Below are 20755 nucleotides of genomic sequence, written 5' to 3' on the forward strand. Positions count from 1 at the left end.
GACGTGAGCAACCCCTTCGACGACGAGGACGCCCGCTTCCTCGTGCTGGTCAACGACGAGGGCCAGCACTCCCTGTGGCCCGCCTTCGCCGAGGTGCCCCGGGGCTGGCGGGTGGCGCAGGGCGAGACCTCCCGGGCCGAGGCCCTGGAGTACGTGGAGCGCGAGTGGACCGACCTGCGCCCGGCGAGCCTGATCGCCGCGCAGGAGGGCTGAACGCGCCGGGGCGCGCGGGTCCGGCGCGCCCCGGCGCCCCCACGCGCCCTCAGGCGTCGCCGTTGTCGCGCAGCATGCGCAGCACCGCCTCCTCCGCCCCGCCCTGGGTGGCGAGTTCGCCCGCGGGGGCCTCGCCGCCCAGTTCGGGCAGGGAGGCGGCGATGGTCACGCCCCGCTCGTGCAGCCGGAAGACGCGCGGGTCGATGTAGGAGTCCCGGGCCACCGCCTCGGTGTTGCCCAGGTAGTCGGCCACCTCGCGGACCACGTGCGTCCGCAACCGGGCCAGGGCCCTGTCGTCCTCGGGCGGCACGGCCACCGCGACCCCGACCGCGGCCAGGACCGTCGCGTGCCAGGTGCGGAACTCCTTGACCGTGTGCTCCTCCCCGGCGACCTCGCGCAGGTAGGAGTTGAGGTCGTCGGTGTTCACGTCGTGCCAGCCGTCGCCGGCGCGGTAGGCGAACAGGTCCTGCCCCGGCGAGCGGACGCGCTGGAGGCCGGAGACCACCCGGCAGATCTCGGGTTCGGCGCACTCGACGCGCTGGTCCTGACCGGACTTGCCGGGGAACTCGAACACCACCGTGCCGCGGCTGCGGTGGACGTGCTCGCGCAGCAGGCTCGCGACCCCGTAGGAGTCGTTGCGGGCGGCGTAGGCGTCGCCCCCGGCCCGCAGGAAGCCGAGGTCGATCAGGCGGACGGCCGCGGCCAGGACGCGCTCGCGCCGCAGGCCCCGGCGGGACAGGTGCTCGGCCAGCGTGCCGCGGATCTTCGGGAGCAGCTCGGCGAAGTCGAGCATCCGGTCGTACTTGGCCTCCTCGCTCCGGCGCCGCCACTCGGCGTGGTAGAGGTACTGGCGGCGGCCCGCGTCGTCGGTGCCGCACGCCTGGATGTGGCCCTCGGGCGAGGGGCAGATCCACACGTCGTGCCAGCCCGGGGGCACGACGAGTTCCTTGATGCGCCGGATCCGGTCGGGGTCGGTGACCGTTTTGCCGTCCGGGCCGTGGTAGCTGTAGCCGCGACCGCGACGGCGCCTGGTGATCCCCGGCTCGGCCGGGTCGCTGCGCCGCAGGCTCATACCGGGGCCTCCTCACGGACGACCGTCCGCGTTCCCCGGACCGTTCGCCCGGTCAGGACGGGTCCCGGCCGGGCGGGCGCTCCGGGCTCTCGGGCACCGCCCGCGCGTCGGCCGCGTCGGCTGCGGCGTCCTCGCGGCCCTCGGGCCCGGGCTCCCGGTGCGCCTCGTCGCCTCCCTCGGCCGAGTGCAGGCGGTCCTTCAGCAGCTCCAGCACCCGCATCCGGCCGGAGTGGCTCTCCTCGTAGGCGATCAGCTCGCGCACCCGCTCCGCGGGGAGGGAGCGGACGCATTCGTCCAGGTCCCCGAGCGAGAGGTCCTCGTAGTCGGGTACAGGAGGAGTCGCCATGCCGCCCACCCGCTTCCTCTGCGATGGCCACGTGCAGCAGCACAGCTACCCGCGGGGCCGGAGCGGAAAACGAAGCGGACCCGTCCCGCTCCGCCTGCGCGGAGCCGGACGGGTCCGACGCGGGGCGCTGCTACCCCTTCGCAGCGGAGCGGCGGCGGGCCACCTCGTAGAGGGACACCCCGGCGGCCACGGAGGCGTTCAGCGACTCCGCGTTGCCGATCGGGATGCTCGCGACCACGTCGCAGGCCTCGCGCACCAGGCGGGACAGGCCCTTGCCCTCGGAGCCGATCACGATGACCAGCGGGCCGGTGGCCAGCTCCAGGTCCGGGATCGGGGTGTCGCCGCCGGCGTCGAGGCCGACCACGAACACGCCCTCCTTCTTGTAACCCTCCAGCGCGCGGGTCAGGTTGGTGGCCTGGGCCACGGGCAGCCGGGCGAGGGTGCCCGCGGAGGTCTTCCAGGCGGTGAGGTTGACCCCGGCCGAGCGGCGCTCGGGGATGAGCAGGCCGTGCGCGTTGAACGCGGCGGCCGAACGCGCGATGGCGCCGAGGTTGTGCGGGTCAGTCACCCCGTCCAGGGCCACGATCAGCGCCGGGGTGTCGGACTCCAGCGCCGCGTCCAGCAGGGCCTCGGGCGCGCGGTACTGGTAGGGGCGCACCTGGAGCGCGAGCCCCTGGTGGGCCGCGCCGGGCTGGCCGTTGCTCTCGCAGCGGCGGTCCAGCTCGGTCTTGGTGACCTCCAGCACGTCCAGGCCGCGCTCACCGGCGATCCGGGCCGCCTCGTTGACGCGCTCGTCCGGGTCGAGGCTGTTGGCCAGGAACAGGCGGGTGGCGGGCATACCGGCGCGCAGCGCCTCCACCACCGGGTTGCGCCCCACCAGCAGGTCGGAGGCGTCCGCACGGCGGCGCTCCCCCTGCTGCTGGCCCCGGGCCTGGCCCGCGGAATCGGGGCGGCGGGCGGCCTTGGCCCGCTGCTTGCCGTCGTACCAGTGCCGCTGCTCGGCGGGCAGGGTGCCGCTCTTGCCCTCCAGCGAGCGGCGGCCCTTGCCTCCGCTGCCCTTGGTCGGGCCCTTCTTGCTCTTCTTCGCCGGCATGGTCGCCGCCTCCCCGTCAGTGTCGCGGGCATGCCGGAGGCGCGTCGCATCCGGCTGGTGGAATGTGGCCTGCCAACGTGAACGCGGCGGCAAACTCCCAGACTAACGCCGCCGCGCCACCGCCCGGGCCGCCTCAGTCACGGCGCAGGTCCCAGCGCGGGCCCTCGGGGGTGTCCTCGACCACGACGCCCGCCCCGGCGAGCTGGTCGCGGATCGCGTCGGCCGCCGCGTAGTCCTTGCGGCCGCGCGCGGCCTGGCGCTGCTCCAGGGCGACCGCCACCAGGGCGTCCACGACCTCGCGCAGCCCCTGGTCCCCGCCGGTGGCCCACTGCTCCCCGAGCGGGTCCAGGCCCAGGACGCCGAGCATGGTGCGCAGCTCACCGGCGATCTCGGCGGCCTGCTCCTTGCCGCCCGCCGCCAGCGCCGTGTTGCCCTCGCGGACGTGGCCGTGCACGACGGCGAGCGCCTGGGAGACCCCGAGGTCGTCGTTGAGCGCGGACGCGAACTCCGCGGGGACGTCCGCGGCCGGGACGACCTCGCCCAGCACCTCGACGGCGCGGGTGAGGAAGCCCTCGATGCGCTGGTAGGCGGTGGCCGCCTCCTGGAGGGCGGCGTCGGAGTAGTCGATGACCGAGCGGTAGTGCACCTGGCCCAGGTAGTACCGCAGCTCGACCGGGCGCACCTTGCGCACCATCTGCGGGATGAGCAGGGAGTTGCCCAGCGACTTGCTCATCTTCTCGCCGCCGACGACGAGGAGCCCGTTGTGCAGCCAGTACTGGGCGAAGCCGTCCCCGGCCGCGCGGGACTGGGCGAGCTCGTTCTCGTGGTGCGGGAAGACCAGGTCCAGGCCGCCGCCGTGGATGTCGAAGCTGGGGCCCAGGTACTTGGTGGCCATGGCCGAGCACTCCAGGTGCCAGCCGGGGCGTCCGCGCCCCCACGGGGTGTGCCAGCTGGGCTCGCCCGGCTTGGCGCCCTTCCACAGGGCGAAGTCGCGGGGGTCGCGCTTGTCGCGGTCCGCGTCGCAGTCGGCCGACTCCACGACCTGGTCCAGGCGCTGGTTGGACAGGCCCCCGTAGGGCGGGTAGGAGCGCACGTCGAAGTAGACGTCGCCGGAACCGTCGGAGGCGGCGTAGGCGTGGCCCGCGTCGATGAGGCGGTGCATGAGGTCGACCATCTCGGGCACGTGCCCGGTGGCCCGCGGCTCCACGGTGGGCGGCAGGCAGCCCAGGATCTCGTACGCGTGCGTGAACGCGCGCTGGTTGCGCTCGCTGACCTGCCACCACGGCACGCCCTCGTCCGACGCGACCCGGATGATCTTGTCGTCGATGTCGGTGACGTTGCGGCAGAAGGTGACGTCGTACCCCAGGTGCGTCAGCCAGCGACGCAGGATGTCGAAGTTCACCCCGGAGCGGATGTGCCCGATGTGCGGAGGTGCCTGCACCGTGGCACCACACAGGTACAGGGAGGCGGCCCCCTCGCGCAGCGGGACGAACTCGCGGACCTGTCGGGCACTGGTGTCATAGAAGCGCAGACTCACGTTGTCAAGCGTATCCCCTTTCCCCTCGCAGCGGCGTCACAAACCAGGGACTCCCAGGTGGGAAAAGCTCTCCCGGACATCCCCAAGTGCGTATATGTGGTTGGCCGTATTCGGACACACGGGGTGTGAGATAACCCTGGCCGGAAGTCCGTTCCGCGGGTTCTCCCGAGCGCTACTCCCTGCATATTCCGACAGAACGACACAGAACGCCTGGGGGCGGCTCGTCTGGTAGCAACCATAATCAGACGGAATCTCGTGTTCGCGGCACCGCCTGGACTACGCTGCGAAGGCGATGGCCCCTTACAACAACGCCCCCGAGTCAGGGACACGGAACGGTAGGCCCGCAGCAGGTCGCGGCGCGGGAGCCGGTGCTCTCGTCGGTAGCGGCCTGTTCGTCGGCCTCATCGCGCTGTGCGCCCTCGTCATCTCCTACAACGGCATCTTCCAGTTCGCCGAGTACGGCGGCCACGAGGGCAGCCCCCTCGCCCACGTGTTCCCGGTGACCTACACCCTGCTGCTGATGATGGCGTGCTGGGTGAGCTACCTGCTGCGCGGAGCGCCTCCGCGCGAGCGGCTCTGGGTCGACCTGGTGCTGATCCCGGTGCTGGTCCTGTTCGCCGCGGCGGCGATGCTGCTGAGCAGCCTGGAACTCGTCGAGCGGGTGCACCAGGGGGTCGCCAACGTGATCGTGGCGGTGGCGCCGCTCGCGGCGCTGCTCGTGGCCTTCCTGCTGTGGATGACCCTGCGCGCGCACATGCGCAGGCGCCGCACACGGATGGCGAGGCCGCGTCCGGCGGACGACCCCACGACGGTGCTGCACGCCCGCACCACGGTCCCCCCGCGCGGGGACACCGCTCCCCTGACCGCGTCGGAGGGCGGCACCCTCCAGGCGCGGCTGCTGCGCCTGGGCGCCGATGACCGGGACGAGGACGGCCGAAACGGCGCGGACCCGAGGACCGCCGGACCCCCGGAGGCCTCGGCAGGGTCCGAGGAGTTCGCCGGGCCCAACGCGCCCGGGGAACGGCTGGAGCGCGGGCGGGACCCGGAACCCGACACCTTCCGGAACCGGGACGAGCCCGGCCGGGACGGAGACCGGGACGGCTGGGACGACGAGGAGTTCGCCGCCGAGCCGCTGCCCGTGGCCGGGACCGAAGCACCGCGTTCCGGCTCCGGGGACGACCGGGACGGCTGGGACGACGGGGACGGGATCGAGGCGTCCGTGCCGACGGTGCGCCTGCCCCGGCGTTCGCGGGACGGGCACAACCCGATCAAGCGGGCCGCCGAGGAGGCGCCGGTGGTGCCCGGTGCGGCCACGCCCACTGACGTCGAACCGGAGCCGGAGCCGGAAGTGGAACCGGAGCCGGTCTCGGCGGTCCCCGACCACCTGGCCGACGAGGGCTTCGAGCACGAGCCGCCCTTCGGCGACCCGGTGTCGGACGAGGCCGACGCTCCGCCGGTGGCCGCAGAGCCGGTTGCGGAGCCCGAGCCACACGCGGAGCCCGAGCACCACGTACAGCCGGAGCCCGAACCCGAGAGCGGGACCGTCACGGCCTTCGAGCCGGAACCCGAACCGGTGGAGGAGCCCGTGGAACCCCGGCGGGAGCCCGCTCCCGTCGTGGCGCCCGAGCCGGTCACGGACTCGCGGAGCGCGCCGTCCGAGCCGGAGCCCACGGCGAAGCCGGAGCCCGAGGTGAAGGCGGAGGACGGACGGGCCGGTTCCGTGCCGCAGTCCGCTCCCGTCCCGGCGTCGCGGAGCACGCCGGTGGAGCCGGACCCCGAGCCCGAGCCCGACGCTGAAGCCGAGCCCTCGGCGGAGCGCGCCCCGGACACCGCGCACTGGGAGCCGCCCGCGGACGACTCGGGCGCCCACGTCCTCGCGGACTACGTGCCGCCGGTGTGGACGCCGCCGGAGGACGACACCTCGCCGTTCGCGGAGGAGTCCCGGGAACCGGAGCCGACGCCCGTGCTGGACCACGACACCGGTCCCACCGTGCGGGCGGCGTTCCGGATCGGCGAGGCCTCCCCGGAGGCGGTGGCCCCCTCGAACGAACCCGTGGAGTCGGCGCCGAGGCTGGAGGAGGCCTGGGCCTGGTACGAGACCGACGAGGACCGGTTCCCGGAGGAGGACCCGCTCCAGGAGCCGGAACCGCTCGGGGAGCCCGAGCCCTCCACGGCCGACGCCGACCTCCCGCCCGAGGCGGAGGAGCTTCCGCCGACGGTCCGGGAGGAGGACGAGGACGAACCGGCCCCCTCCTCCCTGGAGCCCCCGGCCGGGCCCGCGCCCGGTGCCGGGCGCCCCGCCCAGGAGCGGCGCGGACCCCTCACACCGGTGGAGAAGCGCCCCATGGTGCTCAAGCCGCCGCGTCCGCCGCTGCCGGACTTCACGTCGGGTCCGCCCTCGCGGCGCGTGCGCAGCGAACCGCTCCGCCCGGACGAGTAGGAACGGCGGGTAAGCGCGCCGAGCGGACACCGCTGACGGGCATGCGTCGGGGCTGTGCACAGGTTGTGCACAGCCCCGAAGTCGTTCTGGTGCCCCCTGGCCGCCGCGGCCCAGCCCGAAGGCAAGGGGCCTCCGGAGAGGAGGCGACGGTGCGCCCCGTCCCGACCGAACTGCTCGCCCTCCTCGACTCCCGGCAGGAGGCCGGGGCCATCGTGCTCGACCCCGTGCTCGACGTCATCGCCGTGAACCACCGGGCGCGGGACCCGTTCCGCGGGTTCGCCGACACCGCGAACCTGCTGGAGATGGTCATGCTCGACCCCGAGGGACCGCGGTTCTTCGTGGAGTGGGAGGCGGCGGAGGCCACCGTGGCGAGCTTGCGCGCCAGCGCCGACTTCAACCGCACACCGGCGAGGCTCACCGAACTCCTGGAGACGCTCCGCAGCGGCAGCCCCGCGTTCCCCGGGCTCTGGGCCAGGCACGACGTCCAGCCGAAGACCCACGAGACCAAACTGCTCCGCCACCCGGAGCGGGGCCCGCTGACGGTGGACTTCCACGCCTTCAACGTCGCCAGCGCCCCCGGTTACCAGCTGCTCGTCTACCAGGAGCGCGGACGCGCGTCGTGACGGGGCCGCCCGGGCCTCAGCCCGCTGTCACGCACAGGGCCGTGGCCACCGCCGCGATGCCCTCTCCGCGGCCGGTCAGACCCAGGCCGTCGGTCGTGGTCGCCGAGATGCTCACGGGCGCTCCCACGACCTCCGAGAGCGTCTTCTCGGCCTCTGCGCGGCGCGGCGCGAACTTGGGGCGGTTGCTGATGATCTGGACGGCCACGTTGCCGATCTCGAAACCGGCCGCGCGAACGCGCGCCGCGGTCTCGGTGAGCAGGGCCGCTCCGGAGGCGCCTTTCCAGCGCGGTTCCGAAGTGCCGAAGTTGGATCCCAGATCGCCGAGTCCGCAGGCGGACAACAGCGCGTCGCACGCGGCGTGGGCGGCGACATCGCCGTCGGAATGGCCGCTGACGCCGTCCTCTCCCGGCCATTCCAAACCGGCCAGGAAAAGGGTGCGCCCAGGAGAAAACGGGTGGACGTCCGTTCCGACGCCCACCCGAGGCATATTCGTCATCAATTACGTGATTTCAGAACCGGTTCAGGTGGTGAGAACCTCGTCGAGGAGGGCCTCGGCCTTGTCCTCGTTGGTCTTTTCCGCGAGGGCGAGTTCGCTGACGAGGATCTGCCGCGCCTTGGCGAGCATCCGCTTCTCGCCGGCGGACAGGCCGCGCTCCTTGTCCCGGCGCCAGAGGTCCCGAACCACCTCGGCGACCTTGTTCACGTCACCCGAGGCCAGCTTCTCCAGGTTGGCCTTGTAGCGCCTGGACCAGTTGGTGGGCTCCTCGGTGTGCGGCGCGCGAAGCACCTCGAAGACCTTGTCCAGGCCCTCCTGCCCCACCACGTCGCGAACGCCGACGTCCTCGGCATTCGCGGCGGGCACGCGCACCGTCAGATCGCCCTTGTCGACCCTCAGAACGAGGTAGATTCTGTCCTCGCCCTTAATGTTGCGCGTCTCGATCGCTTCAATACGAGCAGCCCCATGATGGGGGTAGACAACAGTGTCGCCGACCTTGAAAGCCATGTGACAGGTACCCCTTCCGCTACCACAAGGATACCACGAATCTGTGACTTAACGTACCTATTAGGTTTGCGAACACGCAGGTCAAGCCCTACTTTTCAGGCCTTGACAAAGTGTACCCGAGGCCTGCTGCGCACCTGGTCAGGCCCTGTGCGGAAGGGCTTGCGGACGCCGTGTCCGCCCCTTCACCGGGACTTGGTGAAGGCGTTACGGACACGCCCGGGAAGCCTTCCGGGAGGGGCCGGAGCGACGGATCTCACCGTGCCGAGTCGCCTGGCGCACGTCGCCCGCGAGGGCTCCCGACAACCCGCCGGAACTCCCCCGCACGCCCCGCCGGACCGGCCGCCGCACGACCCGTCTCCGGCCGCCGTGCGACCCGTCCGGACCGGTCGGCCGCGCTCCGGCCCCGCGTTCCGGCGCGCCCCGGCCCCGTGCCCCCCGGCCCGGCACCGCGCGCTCCGGCGCGGCACCGGGGGGGCACCCGCGGTTCGGACGCCCTAGGGGGACGCGTCCGGGCGGCGGGGAAGCACGCCCGACCCGCGGGCGGCGCCCAACCCGGCCGGACCGGCGAGGGGACACCCGCGGTCCCCACCGCGGGGAGGCCCCGGCCGGGCTCAGCTCTCGGGGTCGTAGTCCTCGCGCTTCTCGCCCGTCACCATGTAGACGAGGTTGTCGGCGACGTGCACCGCGTGGTCACCGAAGCGTTCGTAGAACCGGCCGACCAGGGTGACGTCCATGGTGGCCTCCACCCCGTACTCCCACCCGGGGGCGAGGATGCGCTGCAGCAGCTTGCGCCGCAGCCGGTCCATCGTGTCGTCGTCCTTGTCCAGTTCCAGGGCGGTGTCGGGGTCGCGGTCCATGATGACCTCGCCCGCCTTGGTGACCAGCAGTTCCGCCTGGTGGCCCATCTCCAGCACGATCGAGCGCACCGGCTTGGGGATCGCCGAGTCGGGGTGGCGCCGCCGCGCGATCTTGGCCAGGTGGACGGCGTGGTCGCCCATCCGCTCCAGGTCGCCGCGCATGTACAGGGAGGTGATGATGGTGCGCAGGTCGGAGGCGACCGGCTGCTGCCGGGCCATCAGGCTGAACGCGGTGTCCTCGATCTCCTGGTCGAGCCGGTTGATCTGCTCGTCACCGGAGATGACCTCCTGCGCCGCGTTGATGTCACTGTCCAGCAGCGCCGTGGTCGCACGAGCGACGGCGTGCCGGGCGAGCCGTGTCATCTCGACGAGGCGTTCACTCAGGCTGTCAAGGTCGTCGTGGTAGGTATCGCGCATGGCGTCAATGCTCCCAGTGGTTGTTTGAAGAGTCGGCCAAGAATTGGTGAACGATGCAAGAACCTCGGTTGTGTCACATGCCCTGACCGGGTAAAGCCCCAGCCCGCACGTTTACGATCGAACCGTGCAAGGGGAACTTCTCGCCGCGGTGACCGGCATCATCGGACTCGTCACGGGCGTCGTCATCGGCGTCCTGGCCGGCCCTTTCTTCCGTACGGGTACCGCCGCACGGCAGCGGCAGGCTCCGGAGCCCGCGAACCGCGACGGCGGCGTGCTGCCCTCCGGCATAGCCGAGGTGCTCTCCGCGATCCCCTCCTCCGCCGTCGTGCTGGACTCCGCCGACAGGGTCCTGCGCGCCTCCTCCGCCGCACGCGCCTTCGGCATCGTGCGGGGCGAGGAACTGGTCATCGGCGAACTCCTCACCCTGGCCCGGCAGGTACGGCGGGACGGCGTCATCCGGGAGACGGACATCGAGGTGGCCGTGCGCAAGTTCGGCCCCGACGCCACGTCCTTCGCCGTGCGGGTGGCCCCCCTGGGAGGGACCGGGCTGGTGCTGGTGCTGGCCGAGGACCAGACCGAGCACCGGCGCCTGGAGGCGGTCCGCCGCGACTTCGTCGCGAACATCTCGCACGAGCTGAAGACCCCGGTGGGCGCTTTGTCCCTGTTGGCGGAAACCGTACAGGACGCCAGTGACGACCCGGAAGCGGTGCGTCGCTTCACCGAGCGCATGCAGATCGAGGCCTCGCGGCTGACCGCCGTGATCCAGGACCTCATCACGCTCTCGCGCATCCAGGGCGCCGAGCCGATGGCCGAACCCGCCCGGGTCGACCTCGGCCCCGTCGTGGAGGAGGCGCTGGACTCGGTGCGCATGCCCGCGGACGCCAAGGGGATCGAACTGGTCGGCAGCGGCGCCGAGGGCGTCGTGATCATGGGCGACGAGGGACTGCTGGGCACCGCCCTGCGCAACCTGGTCGCCAACGCCGTGTCCTACAGCCCCAAGAACACCCGGGTCGCCGTGTCCGTGGTGTTGTCCAGGTCCAGCGTGGACATCAGCGTCGCCGACCAGGGCATCGGGATCCCGCAGCAGGACCTGGAAAGGATCTTCGAGCGGTTCTACCGTGTGGACGCCGCTCGGAGCCGGGCCACCGGAGGTACCGGTCTGGGCCTGGCGATCGTCAAGCACATCATGACCCACCACCGTGGAGAAGTGACCGTGTGGAGCAAGGAGGGGTCGGGGTCGACGTTCACTCTGCGTCTGCCCCGTTCCGAGAGCCGGGGGCCCGAGGCCGCCCGGAACACCGACCGTCAGGAGGCGGCACAGTGACGCGCGTACTCGTTGTCGAGGACGAGGAATCCTACAGCGACGCCCTGTCGTACATGCTGCGCAAGGAGGGCTTCGAGGTCGCCGTGGCGCCCACCGGGACCGTGGCGCTGGAGACCTTCGACCGTACCGGGGCCGACCTGGTGCTGCTGGACCTGATGCTGCCGGGGCTGTCGGGCACCGAGGTGTGCCGGACGCTGCGGCAGAAGTCCAACGTCCCCGTGATCATGCTCACCGCCAAGGACTCCGAGATCGACAAGGTCGTCGGTCTGGAACTGGGCGCCGACGACTACGTGACCAAGCCCTTCTCCTCGCGCGAGCTCGTGGCCCGCATCCGCGCGGTGCTGCGCCGCCGGGGCGAGGACGAGGTCGTGCTGCCCGCCGCCCTGGAGGCCGGTCCCGTCCGGATGGACGTGGAGCGGCACGTGGTGACGGTGCGCGGCGACAACGTGCAGCTCCCCCTCAAGGAGTTCGAGCTGCTGGAGGTGCTCCTGCGCAACGCCGGGCGGGTGCTCACCAGGATGCAGCTCATCGACCGCGTGTGGGGCGCCGACTACGTCGGTGACACCAAGACCCTCGACGTGCACGTCAAGAGGCTGCGCGCCAAGATCGAGGAGGACCCGGGCAGCCCGCGCTACATCGTGACCGTCCGCGGTCTGGGCTACAAGTTCGAGCCGGTCACCGTCGACGTCTGAGGGGCACGGGATCTCTCCGGGGATTCCCTGCGCCGCATCCCGTGTCCCGGGCCGTGGCCGCGTCCACAGCCCGGGCCCCGTCATGCCTCCAGGACGACCGTGAACGGGCCCTCGTTGGTGAGGGAGACCGACATCTTCGCGCCGAACACCCCCGTGGCCACCACGGCGCCGAGCGAGCGCAGCTCCTCGACGACCGCGTCCACGAGGGGTTCGGCGACGGGGCCGGGCGCCGCGGCCTGCCAGGTGGGGCGGCGGCCCTTGCGCGCGTCGCCGTAGAGCGTGAACTGGCTGACCACGAGCAGCGGCGCGCCGGTGTCGGAGCACGACCGCTCGTCCTCCAGGATCCGCAGCGTCCACAGCTTCCCGGCGATCCTGACCGCCTCGGCGGCGGTGTCGGTGTGGGTGACCCCCACCAGCGCCATCAGGCCGGGTTCGGTGATCTGCCCGACCACCTCGCCGTCCACCGTCACCGACGCGTGCGACACGCGCTGCACGACCGCGCGCATGGTGCCTCCCCCTCGTGGTCTGCGGCGTCCTAGCGCCGCTGGAACTGGTTGAGCGCCCGCAGCCGCCGGGCGTTGGTGATGATGCCGGTCAGTGTCACCACGAACGTGGTGATGGAGTCCGCGAAGTCCTCGATCCGCCATTCCCTGGGCCCCGTGTACCAGGCCAGGCCGTCACCGGTCAGCTCCTCGGGGGTCAGGTCGGTGAGCGCCGCCGAGGCCAGGATGTTGGCCCAGTGGTCGACGTCGTCGAAGATCACCGCGTAGGGCAGGTAGCGCGAGTACAGCTCCACCCGCTGCCCCGGGGGCGCGGTCGCCGAGCGCGGGCTCAGCAGGTAGTCGCGGAAGCCCACCGTGTGCGCGTACACCGAGCTGCCCAGGGCGGTCTTGGCGGGCATGTACTGCGCGCCCGCCGTGACGGCGGCGCCCGCGATGATGACGGCCAGCCCGGTGAACGCCGCGCTGGTGAAGACCGCCAGGGTTCCGGTCAGGAGCACGCCCGCGGCCGTCACCGCCATGCCGACGGCGCTCCAGCGGCTGCGCACCTGGCTGGGCGAGCGGGCGAACCACTTCAGCCGCACCATGTCGCGGTACAGCTCCTCGCGGACGCGGTCGATGCGCGCCGGGAAGTCGGCGGAGGTGCGGGGCGAGCCGACCTGGGACAGGCGCACGGTCGGGCGCCCGCCGAAGAGCGCGTCCAGCAGCAGCCACTCGTAGGAGCGGAGGGTGTCCTCCGGGGGGCCGTCCAGCCGCACCAGCCGCCAGTCCACGGACGTGAAGTGCTCGTGCGGCAGCTCCTCCAGGCGCACGTAGCCGCGCACGGCCAGGTCGACCACGGCGCCGGTGAGGTCGGTGATGTCCACGGTCTCGTTGACGAGCGTGCCGATCTGGCCGGGGTGCACGTCGTCGGGCGGGGCGAACCGCAGGCGCCCGTGCTCGCCCTCGGCCACCGGGGCGTGGTCCCCGGCCGAGGCCTCGTCGCGCAGGGCGCGCTCGTCGCGGCCCCGGACGCGGATCAGCACCACGAGGCCGCCCAGGAGCACCGCCAGCAGCAGTCCGAACACGCTGGCGGTGGCCGGGGTGACCGCGAACGCCGAGGCCAGCGACCAGCGGCGGGTGAGGATGGGCTCTCCCTCGGCGGCGCCGGGCGGGTAGTTGACGACGATGTCGAGCCGGTCGCTGGGCTCCATGTCGGCCTGGAGGAAGTGGGCCACGCCCGCGTCGGCGCCCATGTCGGAGGCCGTGCAGTACATGGCGCTGCGCGGCTCCCCGGCCAGGCAGGACAGCGCCTCGGGCGGCAGGGGCGCGGTGACGGTCACGTCGGTGGCCTCCACGGTGTGGCTGTAGGCGCCGACGGCCCGCCACTCCAGCTGGACGCCCTGGGAGACCTCGCTCACGGTTCCGCTCACCCGGTAGGAGAGCACGACCCCGGAGGTGGCCTCGGTGGGGATCTCCACGGACAGGGAGCCGTCGTCCCTGCTCACCCGGGCGTCCAGGGTCTCGCCGTCCAGGTCGGTGGCCCGCACGCCGGTGACCTCGAACTTCCGGTCGTGCTCGGTGTCGTAGAGCATCGTCTCGGTCAGGGATCGGGTGAAAGTGGCCGGGGCGCCGCCGGAGAAGGAGATGGTCTCCTCGCCGTGGAGGACGCCCGCGCCGTCGAGTTCGAGGCGGACGTCGTTGGTGATGACCGGGGCGGACCGGTCGCTGGCGGGCGTCACGGAGCCCCCCGGTACTGTGGGAGCCGGTGCCGCTGGCGTCGCGGCGTGGGCCTCCCCACCCGGCCACGCGACGACAAGCGCCGTGACCAGTGAGGACAACACGAAGACGGCCGTCGCGACCGCGACGGCCGGGCGCCAGGAGCCAACCCACCACATGTCGCGAGAGCCTATCCGGTCCCCCGGTGCACCGTTCCCCCCGGGCACGGCGGCCGGCGTCGTGCCCCGGTGCCGCGGGGAGCTGCCGTGGTGAGCCGAAGACCGGTTCGGGGACCGGACTTCTGGCCCGAGGACTCCGGGCTCCTCCAGCGGATGGGCCTGGGGGTCACGCTCACGCTGGGCACCGGGGCGGCGGCGGTGGGGTTCACCGGTTTCCTGGCGATCTCGGCCGCCCTGCACCCCTCCGAGCCCGCGTGGTCGCACCCGGTGGCGTCAGCGGACCTGGCGCCGGGCGGGTCGGGCGGGGCGTCGGCGGCCGAGGAGCCGCTGACCGCCCCGGGCCGGGGCGACCCGCTCACCGACAACCCGCTGTACCGGATCGGCGAGCTGGGCGAGATCACCTGCGAGGTGCCCGAGCTGGACGAGAAGGACGCGGAGTCGGTGGAGGCGTTCGTCCACGAGATCGCCGACTGCCTGGACACGGCGTGGGGCTCCTACTTCGCCGAGGCGGGGCTGGAGTTCAGCTCCCCCAACCGCGTGTACTGGCACACCGCCGGGAACAGCCCGTGCGGCGCGTTCCCCAGCGAGGGCACGGCGGCCTTCTACTGCCAGGCCAACCAGGGCCTGTACCTGGGTGTGGAGGACATCGTGGCGGCCTCCGGCGGCAGCGACAAGCCCGAGGCGTACACGTTCCTGCTCAGCCACGAGTACGGGCACCACGTGCAGGGGCAGTCGCGCATCCTGGCGCGGTTCCACAGCGAGCGGGCGGGCGCCGACGAGGCGGAGGCGGACGAGCTGACCCGGCGCAACGAGCTCCAGGCCAACTGCCTGGGCGGGGTCTTCCTGGGCGCCTCGCGCGAGGATCTGGGCCTCGGCGGGTCCGAGCGGGAGAATATCCTCGACGACGTCGGTCTGCGCTCCGACTGGGGCGACGAGCACACCCACGGTTCGGCCGCCAACGGCCGCCTGTGGACCGCGCACGGCATGGACCGCAGGGATCCGGCCGCGTGCAACACGTGGAACGCTCCCGAGGATCTGGTGCGGTGATGCGCTCCGGGGGGCACGGTCAGGTGTCGGGCGTGTCCGGCCCGGCCACGGTGACGACAGGGCGGGCGGACAGGGGTGTACGCAGGGTTCGGTAGGTCGCCGGCGTCCGCGGCTCGCCGCGCCGACCGCCGGGTGTTCGGTCTGGTGACCGCCCTCATGGTGGTGCTGCTGGCGCTGGCGCTGTTGTCGTGGACCACCGCCGACGAGGACGGCCCCCCGCCCGGGGCCGCGCCGGACGCAGCCGTCCCGGAGGCGGGCGCCGACTCCGACGACAAGCCCGGTCAGGCCCCCTCCGGCATGGCGGGCGGGCAGGGGCTGCCGGAGCGGTTCGGCGCCCAGGAGCGCCCGTCGGGGTACCAGGCGCTGGTCGCCAACCCGCTGTACGAGACGGGGCGGCTGAGCCCGCGCCCGTGCCCGGTGCCGGAGCTGGACGTGGAGGACCCCGAGTCGATGGAGGGGTTCCTGCACACGGTCGCGGACTGCCTGGACGACGCCTGGCGGACCCAGTTCCTGCGCGCGGGCATCCCCTTCACCCCTCCGGAGCGGGTGTTCTGGGACGAGCCCGGGATCAGCCCGTGCCGCGCCTACCCCTCCCGCGCGGGTGCGTTCTACTGCCGGGCGAGCACGGGCATCTACATCGGCACCGCGGACGTGGTGGACAAGTGGAACGGCGCCACGGACAGCGTGGTGTACGCGTCCCTGCTGGCCCACGAGTACGGCCACCACGTGCAGGGGGAGTCGGGGCTGCTGGAGTACTACCACGGGCAGCGCCAACTGGAGGACGGCGTGCTGAAGCGCAACGCGTGGACGCGCCGCGGCGAGCTACAGGCGAACTGCCTGGCGGGCGTGTTCATGGGGTCGGTCCGGGTGAGCTACCCCCTGGACGAGGGGGACGTGGAGACGCTGCTGGACGACGCCGCCGCCACCGCCGACCGCGAGGACGGCGAGGAGGAGGAGCGCACGCACGGGTCGGTGGACAACAGCGTGGCGTGGACCCGGACCGGCCTGGAGGAGCAGCGGCCGGGGGCGTGCAACACCTGGGACGTGGCGGACGAGTCGCTGGTGCGCTGAGGAAGTTGCGCCCCGACGGCCGCGCGAGGACGTACGCGCCGCACGGTGGTGGGGCCGTGGACGGCGCCTCCCGGCCCGGACGGATGCGACGGCCGGGCCACCGGAGCGCCGGGACGCGTGTTCCGCGCCCGGACGGCCGACCGTGCGTGCGCGTCCGGCCTCGCCGCGGCACCCGTGGGCGCCGCGGCGGAGCCCCGGGACGCGTCCCGGCCGGGCCTACCTGGACTCGACCCGTCCGAGCGGGTCGGGGCCGCCCGTCAGCGCGTCGCACGCCGCCTGCCAGGCGGGGTCCCCGGGGTGGAACCGGTCGCGGAGGTAGGCCCAGGTGAGCCGCTGGACCGCGGACACCCGCTCGGGGCTCTCGTCCGTGGTCTCGGCGACGTCGTAACCGGAGACCCCGCCGAGCCCGTGCTCCGCGCCGAACAGCGTGAGCAGGGTCTTGGGGCCGGGGGCGAGGCGGTAGGGGTCGACGTGCCACTCCGGGCCGCGGACCGTCAGGTGGGCGGAGTCGTCCGCGTCCCCGGCGACCACGAGCGCGGGCGTCGTCATCGTGGAGAAGTCCGTGGTCGAGAGGAAGGGGTAGGCGCGGGCCGTGGACTCGTTGAGGGAGTCACCGCCCGCGCCGGGCGCGGCGAGCAGCACGCCCGCCGTGATCCGGGGCTCGGACAGGTCCACGACTTTCCCGTCGTGCGGGTCGGTGAGCCGGGCGCCGAGCAGCAGGCTCACGGTGTGCCCGCCCATCGAGTGCCCGGCCACGGCCACCCTGCTCCGGTCCAGGCGTCCGGAGAGCCCGGGTACGGCGGCCTCGATCTCGTCGAGCCGGTCCAGGACGCGCGTCATGTCCTCGGCCCGCGACCGCCAGTACAGCGGCGCCTCGGGGGTGTCGGGGTCCAGGTCCAGCGTCCTCGAACTCAGGTGGGTCGGCTGGATCACGGCGAATCCGTGGGCCGCCCAGAAGTTCGCCAGGGGCGCGTAGCCGTTCAGCGAGGACAGGTGGTGGGAGGGGCCGTGGCCGTGTGAGAGGAGGACGATCGGCAGTCCGCCCCCGGTCGCGGGCACGGAGACCCGCACCTGCAGGTCCACGGCGCGGTCGGGTGCGGGCAGCACGACCGGGCTGACCGAGAGGACGGGGGCGGCGGGGCCGACGGAGTCGGGCGTGCGCGTCGGTGCGCTCATGGTGCGTTTTCCCTTCGGTGGCCTGCGCCGAGGTCCCCTCGGACCGGCGGCGGGCAGGGCGGACGGAAGTGTCCCGTCGCAGCTAGACTGCAAGCGGAGCGCTGTTCCTCTTAATATACGGAGCAGTGTTCCGTTTTGCAACGGACGCCGGAGGGAGAACGTGTATGCCCAGCACAGGAGGGTCGGAGGAGGTGCCGGCCCGCGGCAGGCGGGCCGACGCGGTGCGCAACCAGCAGAAGCTGCTCACCGCCGCCGCCGCGGTGTTCGTCACCTCCGGCGTCGACGCGCCGATCCGGGAGATCGCGGCCCGGGCGGGCGTCGGGATGGGGACGATCTACCGCCACTTCCCCACCCGGGCGGACCTGGTCGTCGCCGTCTACCGCCACCAGGTCGAGGCCTGCGCCGAGGCCGGTCCGCGGCTGATGGCCGAGTCCGGGTCCCCGTTCGCCGCACTCCGCGCGTGGGTGGACCTGTTCGTCGACTTCCTGGTCACCAAGCACGGGCTGGCCGCTGCGATGCGGTCGGACAGCGGCGGCTTCGAGGCCCTGCACGCCTACTTCCTCGACCGACTGGTGCCCGTCTGCACGACCCTGCTCGACGCCGCGGTCGAGGCCGGGGAGATCGAACCCGGCACGCGGGCCTACGAGCTGATGCGCGGCATCGGCAACCTCTGCGTGGGCGGCGAGGACCCCCGCTACGACCCGCGCCGACTGGTCGAACTGCTCCTGCTGGGGCTGCGGCGGCCGCAACCCTCCTGACGTCGGCGGACAGCGCGTGCTGGCACCCGTGGGCGCCGCGCCCCGTACGCGGTGCCTCCCCGCGGGCGGGTCCTCCACGCACCGGGCCCCCTCCCCGGTTACCGCCTCTCTCCGTACGGGCGCTCCCCCGTACCCGGAAGGGCCGCGGGCGGAGTTCGCCCGGCGTTGTCCACAGGTTCGAAGTACCGCTGTCGCCCGGATACGGAGCGTGGCAGGATGCTTCGTATGTCGGACCTCGCCGAACCCCTCAGCCCCTACGAGCCCGAACCGACCTCCCCCGAGCCCTCCCCCGACGACGCCTCTCCGCCGCCCGTCCCGACCGGCCCCGGCTCCCCCGCGTGCGAGCGGGTCGAGCTGCGCGTACACGGCGTCAGCGGCGGCCAGGCCGAGGAACTGCTGGACGTCGAACCCGCCATGCGCGTGGGCGGCGACCGACTGGCGGGGTTCTTCCGCTGGCGCCGCGAGTCCGACACCGAGACCCTCCCGAACGTGCGCCGGGAGATCTTCGCCTGGGGCAACCTCACCTCCGGGCGCTCCTCCCGGGCGTTCTGGCTTCTGCTGCTGCCGTTCATGCTCGTCAACGTGGCGTACTGGATGCGGCCCGGACGGATGGACCGCGCCCCCACGGGGACGCGGCTGCTGGCCAACAACGCCTACGGCGGGAGCGTGCGGCTGCTGGCGCTGTCCCTGACGGTGCTCATCACCCTGGCCGCGGCGGGGATCGGCATGGACCTGGTGGCCTGGCAGTGCGCCTCCGGCCAGGGCGAGGAGTGCGTGCGGGCCCGCCCCTGGCTGGCCTTCCTCGGCTCGCCCTCCTCCGTGCTGTCCGCGCCGGGCCCGGCCCTGCTGGTGGGCACGGTCCTGCCGGTGGCGCTGATCGTGGTGCTGTGGCTGCTGTCGCGGCGCACGGCCGCCGACTACGAGGTCGTGGAGAGCCCGATACCGCCCCGCCCCAGCGCGGCCGCCCCGCTGAGCCAGGAGGGCTTCTGGCGCAACAGCGAGACCATGGCCCGGCTGCGCTCGGCGCACATCTCGGCGGCCCTGGGCACGGTGACCGCGCTGCTGGTCGTACCGGCGCTGCGGCACGACCTGGACCCGGCGGCGGCGGGGCCGCCGGACGGGGCGGGGCCGTGGATCGTCGGCGCCCTCCTGGCGGCCCTGCTGGCGGCGGTGGTCACCCTGAGCACCCTGAGCGTGCTGGTCCCGGGCACCGACCCGCGCTGGAACGCCCGGGCCGACCGGATCTGCCGCCTGCTGCGCGACGCCACCCTGGTCCTGGGGCTGGCGGTGGCCGCGTACGTGCTCTGGCCCCGCCCGGAGTGGACGGCGTCGGGGCGACTGCCCGGCAACGGGGCGATCCTCAACACGCTGTTCGCGGTCCAGGCTGCCCTGGTGCTGGTGATGCTGGCGGCGGCGCTGTTCCTGTTCGCCTCCGACCGCTCCCACGGCGGCGCGGCGATGCGCGGCCTCGCGGGTCCGGCCACGGCGGCCCTGGGCGCCCTGCTCGGCGGCGGCTTCTCGGCCGCCCTCGTCTACCAGGGGTCGCTGGCGCTGAGCGGCTGCGGCACCCTGGCCACCCCCGAGGTGGACTGTCTGCCGCTGTCGGTACCGGCCGCCTACTCCTGGCTCCAGCTGGCGTTCGCGCTGGAGGCGGCCATCGCGCTGGCCGTGGTGGGGGTGCTCGCGCTGCGGCTGCGCCGCGACACCCGGTCGCACCTGGCCGGGGTCACCGAGGACTACGCGCGCAGCGTGCGCGACCGCCGTACCTGGGACATCGCCCACGCGCGGGCGTCGGGCCGGATGACGGAGGTGCTGCCGTGGGTGCTGGCGGCCTTCCTGCTCCCGGTGGTGGCGCTGGGCGTGCTCGTGCTCTCCTCCACGCTCTCGGGGCACCTGGCGGCGGGTCCGGCCTCGGTGACGACGGCCGTGTCGGACGCGGCCGCCGTGCCCGGCGATGTGCGGGGGTTCGCCCAGGGGACGGTGTCGGGGCTGATCGGCGTCGGCTCCCTGCTGGGCGGCGCCGCCCTGGTGGCTCTGGCGTGGATCGGGCGCAGCGCCTACCGCGACCGGCCCACGCGGCAGGCGGTCGGCTCGGTGTGGGACGTGGGCACGTTCTGGCCCCGGGCGGCCCACCCCCTGGCGCCGCCCTCCTACGCGGAGCGGGCCGTGCCCCAGCTGTGCGCCCGGGTGGCCCTGCTGTGCCGGGAGGGAACGGACGTGGTGCTCTCGGGGCACTCACAGGGCTCGGTGCTGGCGGCGGCCACGGTCTGGCAGCTGCCCACCGACTGCCTGGGCCGGATCGCGCTCATCACGCACGGCTCACCGCTGGACCGCCTGTACGCCCGCTACTTCCCGGCCTACTTCGGGCCGGGCCAGTTCGCGGACCTGCGGGAGCGGGTGACGGACTGGCGCAACCTGTGGCGGGTCACCGACGCGATCGCCGGGCCGGTGCGCACGCTCGACTCCTCCGGCGGTTTCGGGACCGTACGCGTGGTGGAGCGGGCCGAGCCCCTGCCGGACCCGCGTTCCTACGACGCGCTGCCCGGCGAGGCCAGACGCCCGGAGATCCTGGGCCACTCCTACTACACGGGCGACCCCGCCTACTCCGCGGAGCTGCGGCGCGTGCTGGACGCCATGGAGGCGCAGGCACGGCGTGAGGCCTCAGCCGGAGGCACGGGGCGCGAGGCCCCGGCCGGGAAGGCGGAATGA

At 73.3% G+C, this 20755-nt stretch carries 19 protein-coding genes; 9 read left to right on the forward strand and 10 right to left on the reverse strand.

Annotation, left to right across the window (positions count from 1 at the left end; translation table 11 throughout):
- The first annotated feature begins 3 nt into the window (after positions 1-3).
- Positions 4-213, forward strand: coding sequence for an MbtH family protein (locus AC0VX6_RS25955; protein WP_013155306.1), 210 nt, complete (start codon positions 4-6; stop codon positions 211-213).
- 49 nt (positions 214-262) lie between these two features.
- On the opposite strand, the gene AC0VX6_RS25960 is transcribed toward AC0VX6_RS25955, so the two are convergent.
- The 4 genes from AC0VX6_RS25960 to cysS all read right to left on the reverse strand — a co-directional run bounded on the left by AC0VX6_RS25960 (position 263) and on the right by cysS (position 4261).
- A complete protein-coding gene (locus AC0VX6_RS25960) occupies positions 263-1285 on the reverse strand; it encodes a DNA topoisomerase IB (protein ID WP_475466560.1) in 1023 nt (340 codons plus the stop codon).
- Positions 1286-1337: 52 nt separating this feature from the next.
- The gene (locus AC0VX6_RS25965) at positions 1338-1631 is read right to left on the reverse strand and encodes a DUF8129 domain-containing protein (protein ID WP_475466562.1); all 294 of its coding nucleotides are present in this window, start codon (positions 1629-1631) and stop codon (positions 1338-1340) included.
- Positions 1632-1761: 130 nt separating this feature from the next.
- Complete coding sequence (rlmB, locus tag AC0VX6_RS25970) at positions 1762-2724, reverse strand: 23S rRNA (guanosine(2251)-2'-O)-methyltransferase RlmB (RefSeq protein WP_274975080.1); 963 nt, start codon at positions 2722-2724, stop codon at positions 1762-1764.
- A 133-nt stretch (positions 2725-2857) separates the two neighbouring features.
- Positions 2858-4261: a cysteine--tRNA ligase gene (gene cysS / locus AC0VX6_RS25975; RefSeq protein ID WP_475466564.1), complete on the reverse strand. Its 1404-nt coding sequence runs from the start codon at positions 4259-4261 to the stop codon at positions 2858-2860.
- A 292-nt stretch (positions 4262-4553) separates the two neighbouring features.
- Between cysS and AC0VX6_RS25980 the strand changes: the two genes are divergently transcribed.
- Both AC0VX6_RS25980 and AC0VX6_RS25985 read left to right on the forward strand, forming a co-directional pair.
- Positions 4554-6701, forward strand: a complete 2148-nt coding sequence (locus AC0VX6_RS25980; RefSeq protein WP_475466566.1) for a DUF2637 domain-containing protein — start codon at positions 4554-4556, stop codon at positions 6699-6701.
- Positions 6702-6850: 149 nt separating this feature from the next.
- On the forward strand, positions 6851-7324 hold the full coding sequence (locus tag AC0VX6_RS25985; protein ID WP_475466568.1) for an MmyB family transcriptional regulator: 474 nt from the start codon (positions 6851-6853) through the stop codon (positions 7322-7324).
- A gap of 16 nt (positions 7325-7340) precedes the next feature.
- Here the strand turns inward: AC0VX6_RS25985 and ispF are convergent, their stop codons facing one another.
- The 3 genes from ispF to phoU form a co-directional block, all read right to left on the reverse strand.
- Positions 7341-7811 (reverse strand): 2-C-methyl-D-erythritol 2,4-cyclodiphosphate synthase, encoded by a 471-nt coding sequence (ispF, locus tag AC0VX6_RS25990; protein WP_274978261.1) that lies wholly within the window; start codon positions 7809-7811, stop codon positions 7341-7343.
- 33 nt (positions 7812-7844) lie between these two features.
- Entirely contained in the window at positions 7845-8327 is a 483-nt protein-coding gene (locus tag AC0VX6_RS25995; RefSeq protein ID WP_013155315.1) for a CarD family transcriptional regulator, read from the reverse strand.
- Between the two features lie 611 nt (positions 8328-8938).
- A complete protein-coding gene (phoU, locus tag AC0VX6_RS26000) occupies positions 8939-9601 on the reverse strand; it encodes a phosphate signaling complex protein PhoU (RefSeq protein ID WP_047868396.1) in 663 nt (220 codons plus the stop codon).
- Between the two features lie 124 nt (positions 9602-9725).
- On the opposite strand from phoU, the gene AC0VX6_RS26005 reads away from it, so the two are divergent.
- Together AC0VX6_RS26005 and AC0VX6_RS26010 are read left to right on the forward strand one after the other, a co-directional pair.
- Positions 9726-10925, forward strand: coding sequence for a sensor histidine kinase (locus AC0VX6_RS26005; RefSeq protein ID WP_248772330.1), 1200 nt, complete (start codon positions 9726-9728; stop codon positions 10923-10925).
- Positions 10922-11617: a response regulator transcription factor gene (locus tag AC0VX6_RS26010; protein ID WP_013155318.1), complete on the forward strand. Its 696-nt coding sequence runs from the start codon at positions 10922-10924 to the stop codon at positions 11615-11617. Before AC0VX6_RS26005 ends, AC0VX6_RS26010 begins: the two co-directional genes overlap by 4 nt.
- An 80-nt stretch (positions 11618-11697) precedes the next feature.
- Here the strand turns inward: AC0VX6_RS26010 and dtd are convergent, their stop codons facing one another.
- Both dtd and AC0VX6_RS26020 read right to left on the reverse strand, forming a co-directional pair.
- Positions 11698-12123 (reverse strand): D-aminoacyl-tRNA deacylase, encoded by a 426-nt coding sequence (gene dtd / locus AC0VX6_RS26015; RefSeq protein WP_274975084.1) that lies wholly within the window; start codon positions 12121-12123, stop codon positions 11698-11700.
- A 29-nt stretch (positions 12124-12152) separates the two neighbouring features.
- On the reverse strand, positions 12153-13994 hold the full coding sequence (locus tag AC0VX6_RS26020; protein WP_274975085.1) for a DUF2207 domain-containing protein: 1842 nt from the start codon (positions 13992-13994) through the stop codon (positions 12153-12155).
- Between the two features lie 87 nt (positions 13995-14081).
- Here AC0VX6_RS26020 and AC0VX6_RS26025 point away from each other — a divergent pair, with 87 nt between their 5' ends.
- Together AC0VX6_RS26025 and AC0VX6_RS26030 are read left to right on the forward strand one after the other, a co-directional pair.
- The gene (locus tag AC0VX6_RS26025) at positions 14082-15041 is read left to right on the forward strand and encodes a neutral zinc metallopeptidase (RefSeq protein WP_475466571.1); all 960 of its coding nucleotides are present in this window, start codon (positions 14082-14084) and stop codon (positions 15039-15041) included.
- A 75-nt stretch (positions 15042-15116) separates the two neighbouring features.
- Positions 15117-16112, forward strand: a complete 996-nt coding sequence (locus AC0VX6_RS26030; RefSeq protein WP_475466573.1) for a neutral zinc metallopeptidase — start codon at positions 15117-15119, stop codon at positions 16110-16112.
- Positions 16113-16328: 216 nt separating this feature from the next.
- Here AC0VX6_RS26030 and AC0VX6_RS26035 read toward each other — a convergent pair whose 3' ends face one another.
- Positions 16329-17288, reverse strand: coding sequence for an alpha/beta hydrolase family protein (locus AC0VX6_RS26035; RefSeq protein ID WP_274975087.1), 960 nt, complete (start codon positions 17286-17288; stop codon positions 16329-16331).
- A gap of 164 nt (positions 17289-17452) precedes the next feature.
- On the opposite strand from AC0VX6_RS26035, the gene AC0VX6_RS26040 reads away from it, so the two are divergent.
- Both AC0VX6_RS26040 and AC0VX6_RS26045 read left to right on the forward strand, forming a co-directional pair.
- Positions 17453-18046 (forward strand): TetR/AcrR family transcriptional regulator, encoded by a 594-nt coding sequence (locus AC0VX6_RS26040; RefSeq protein ID WP_274975088.1) that lies wholly within the window; start codon positions 17453-17455, stop codon positions 18044-18046.
- Positions 18047-18271: 225 nt separating this feature from the next.
- Complete coding sequence (locus tag AC0VX6_RS26045; RefSeq protein WP_475466575.1) at positions 18272-20755, forward strand: hypothetical protein; 2484 nt, start codon at positions 18272-18274, stop codon at positions 20753-20755.

The sequence above is a fragment of the Nocardiopsis sp. iso_25 genome (genome assembly GCF_056173305.1).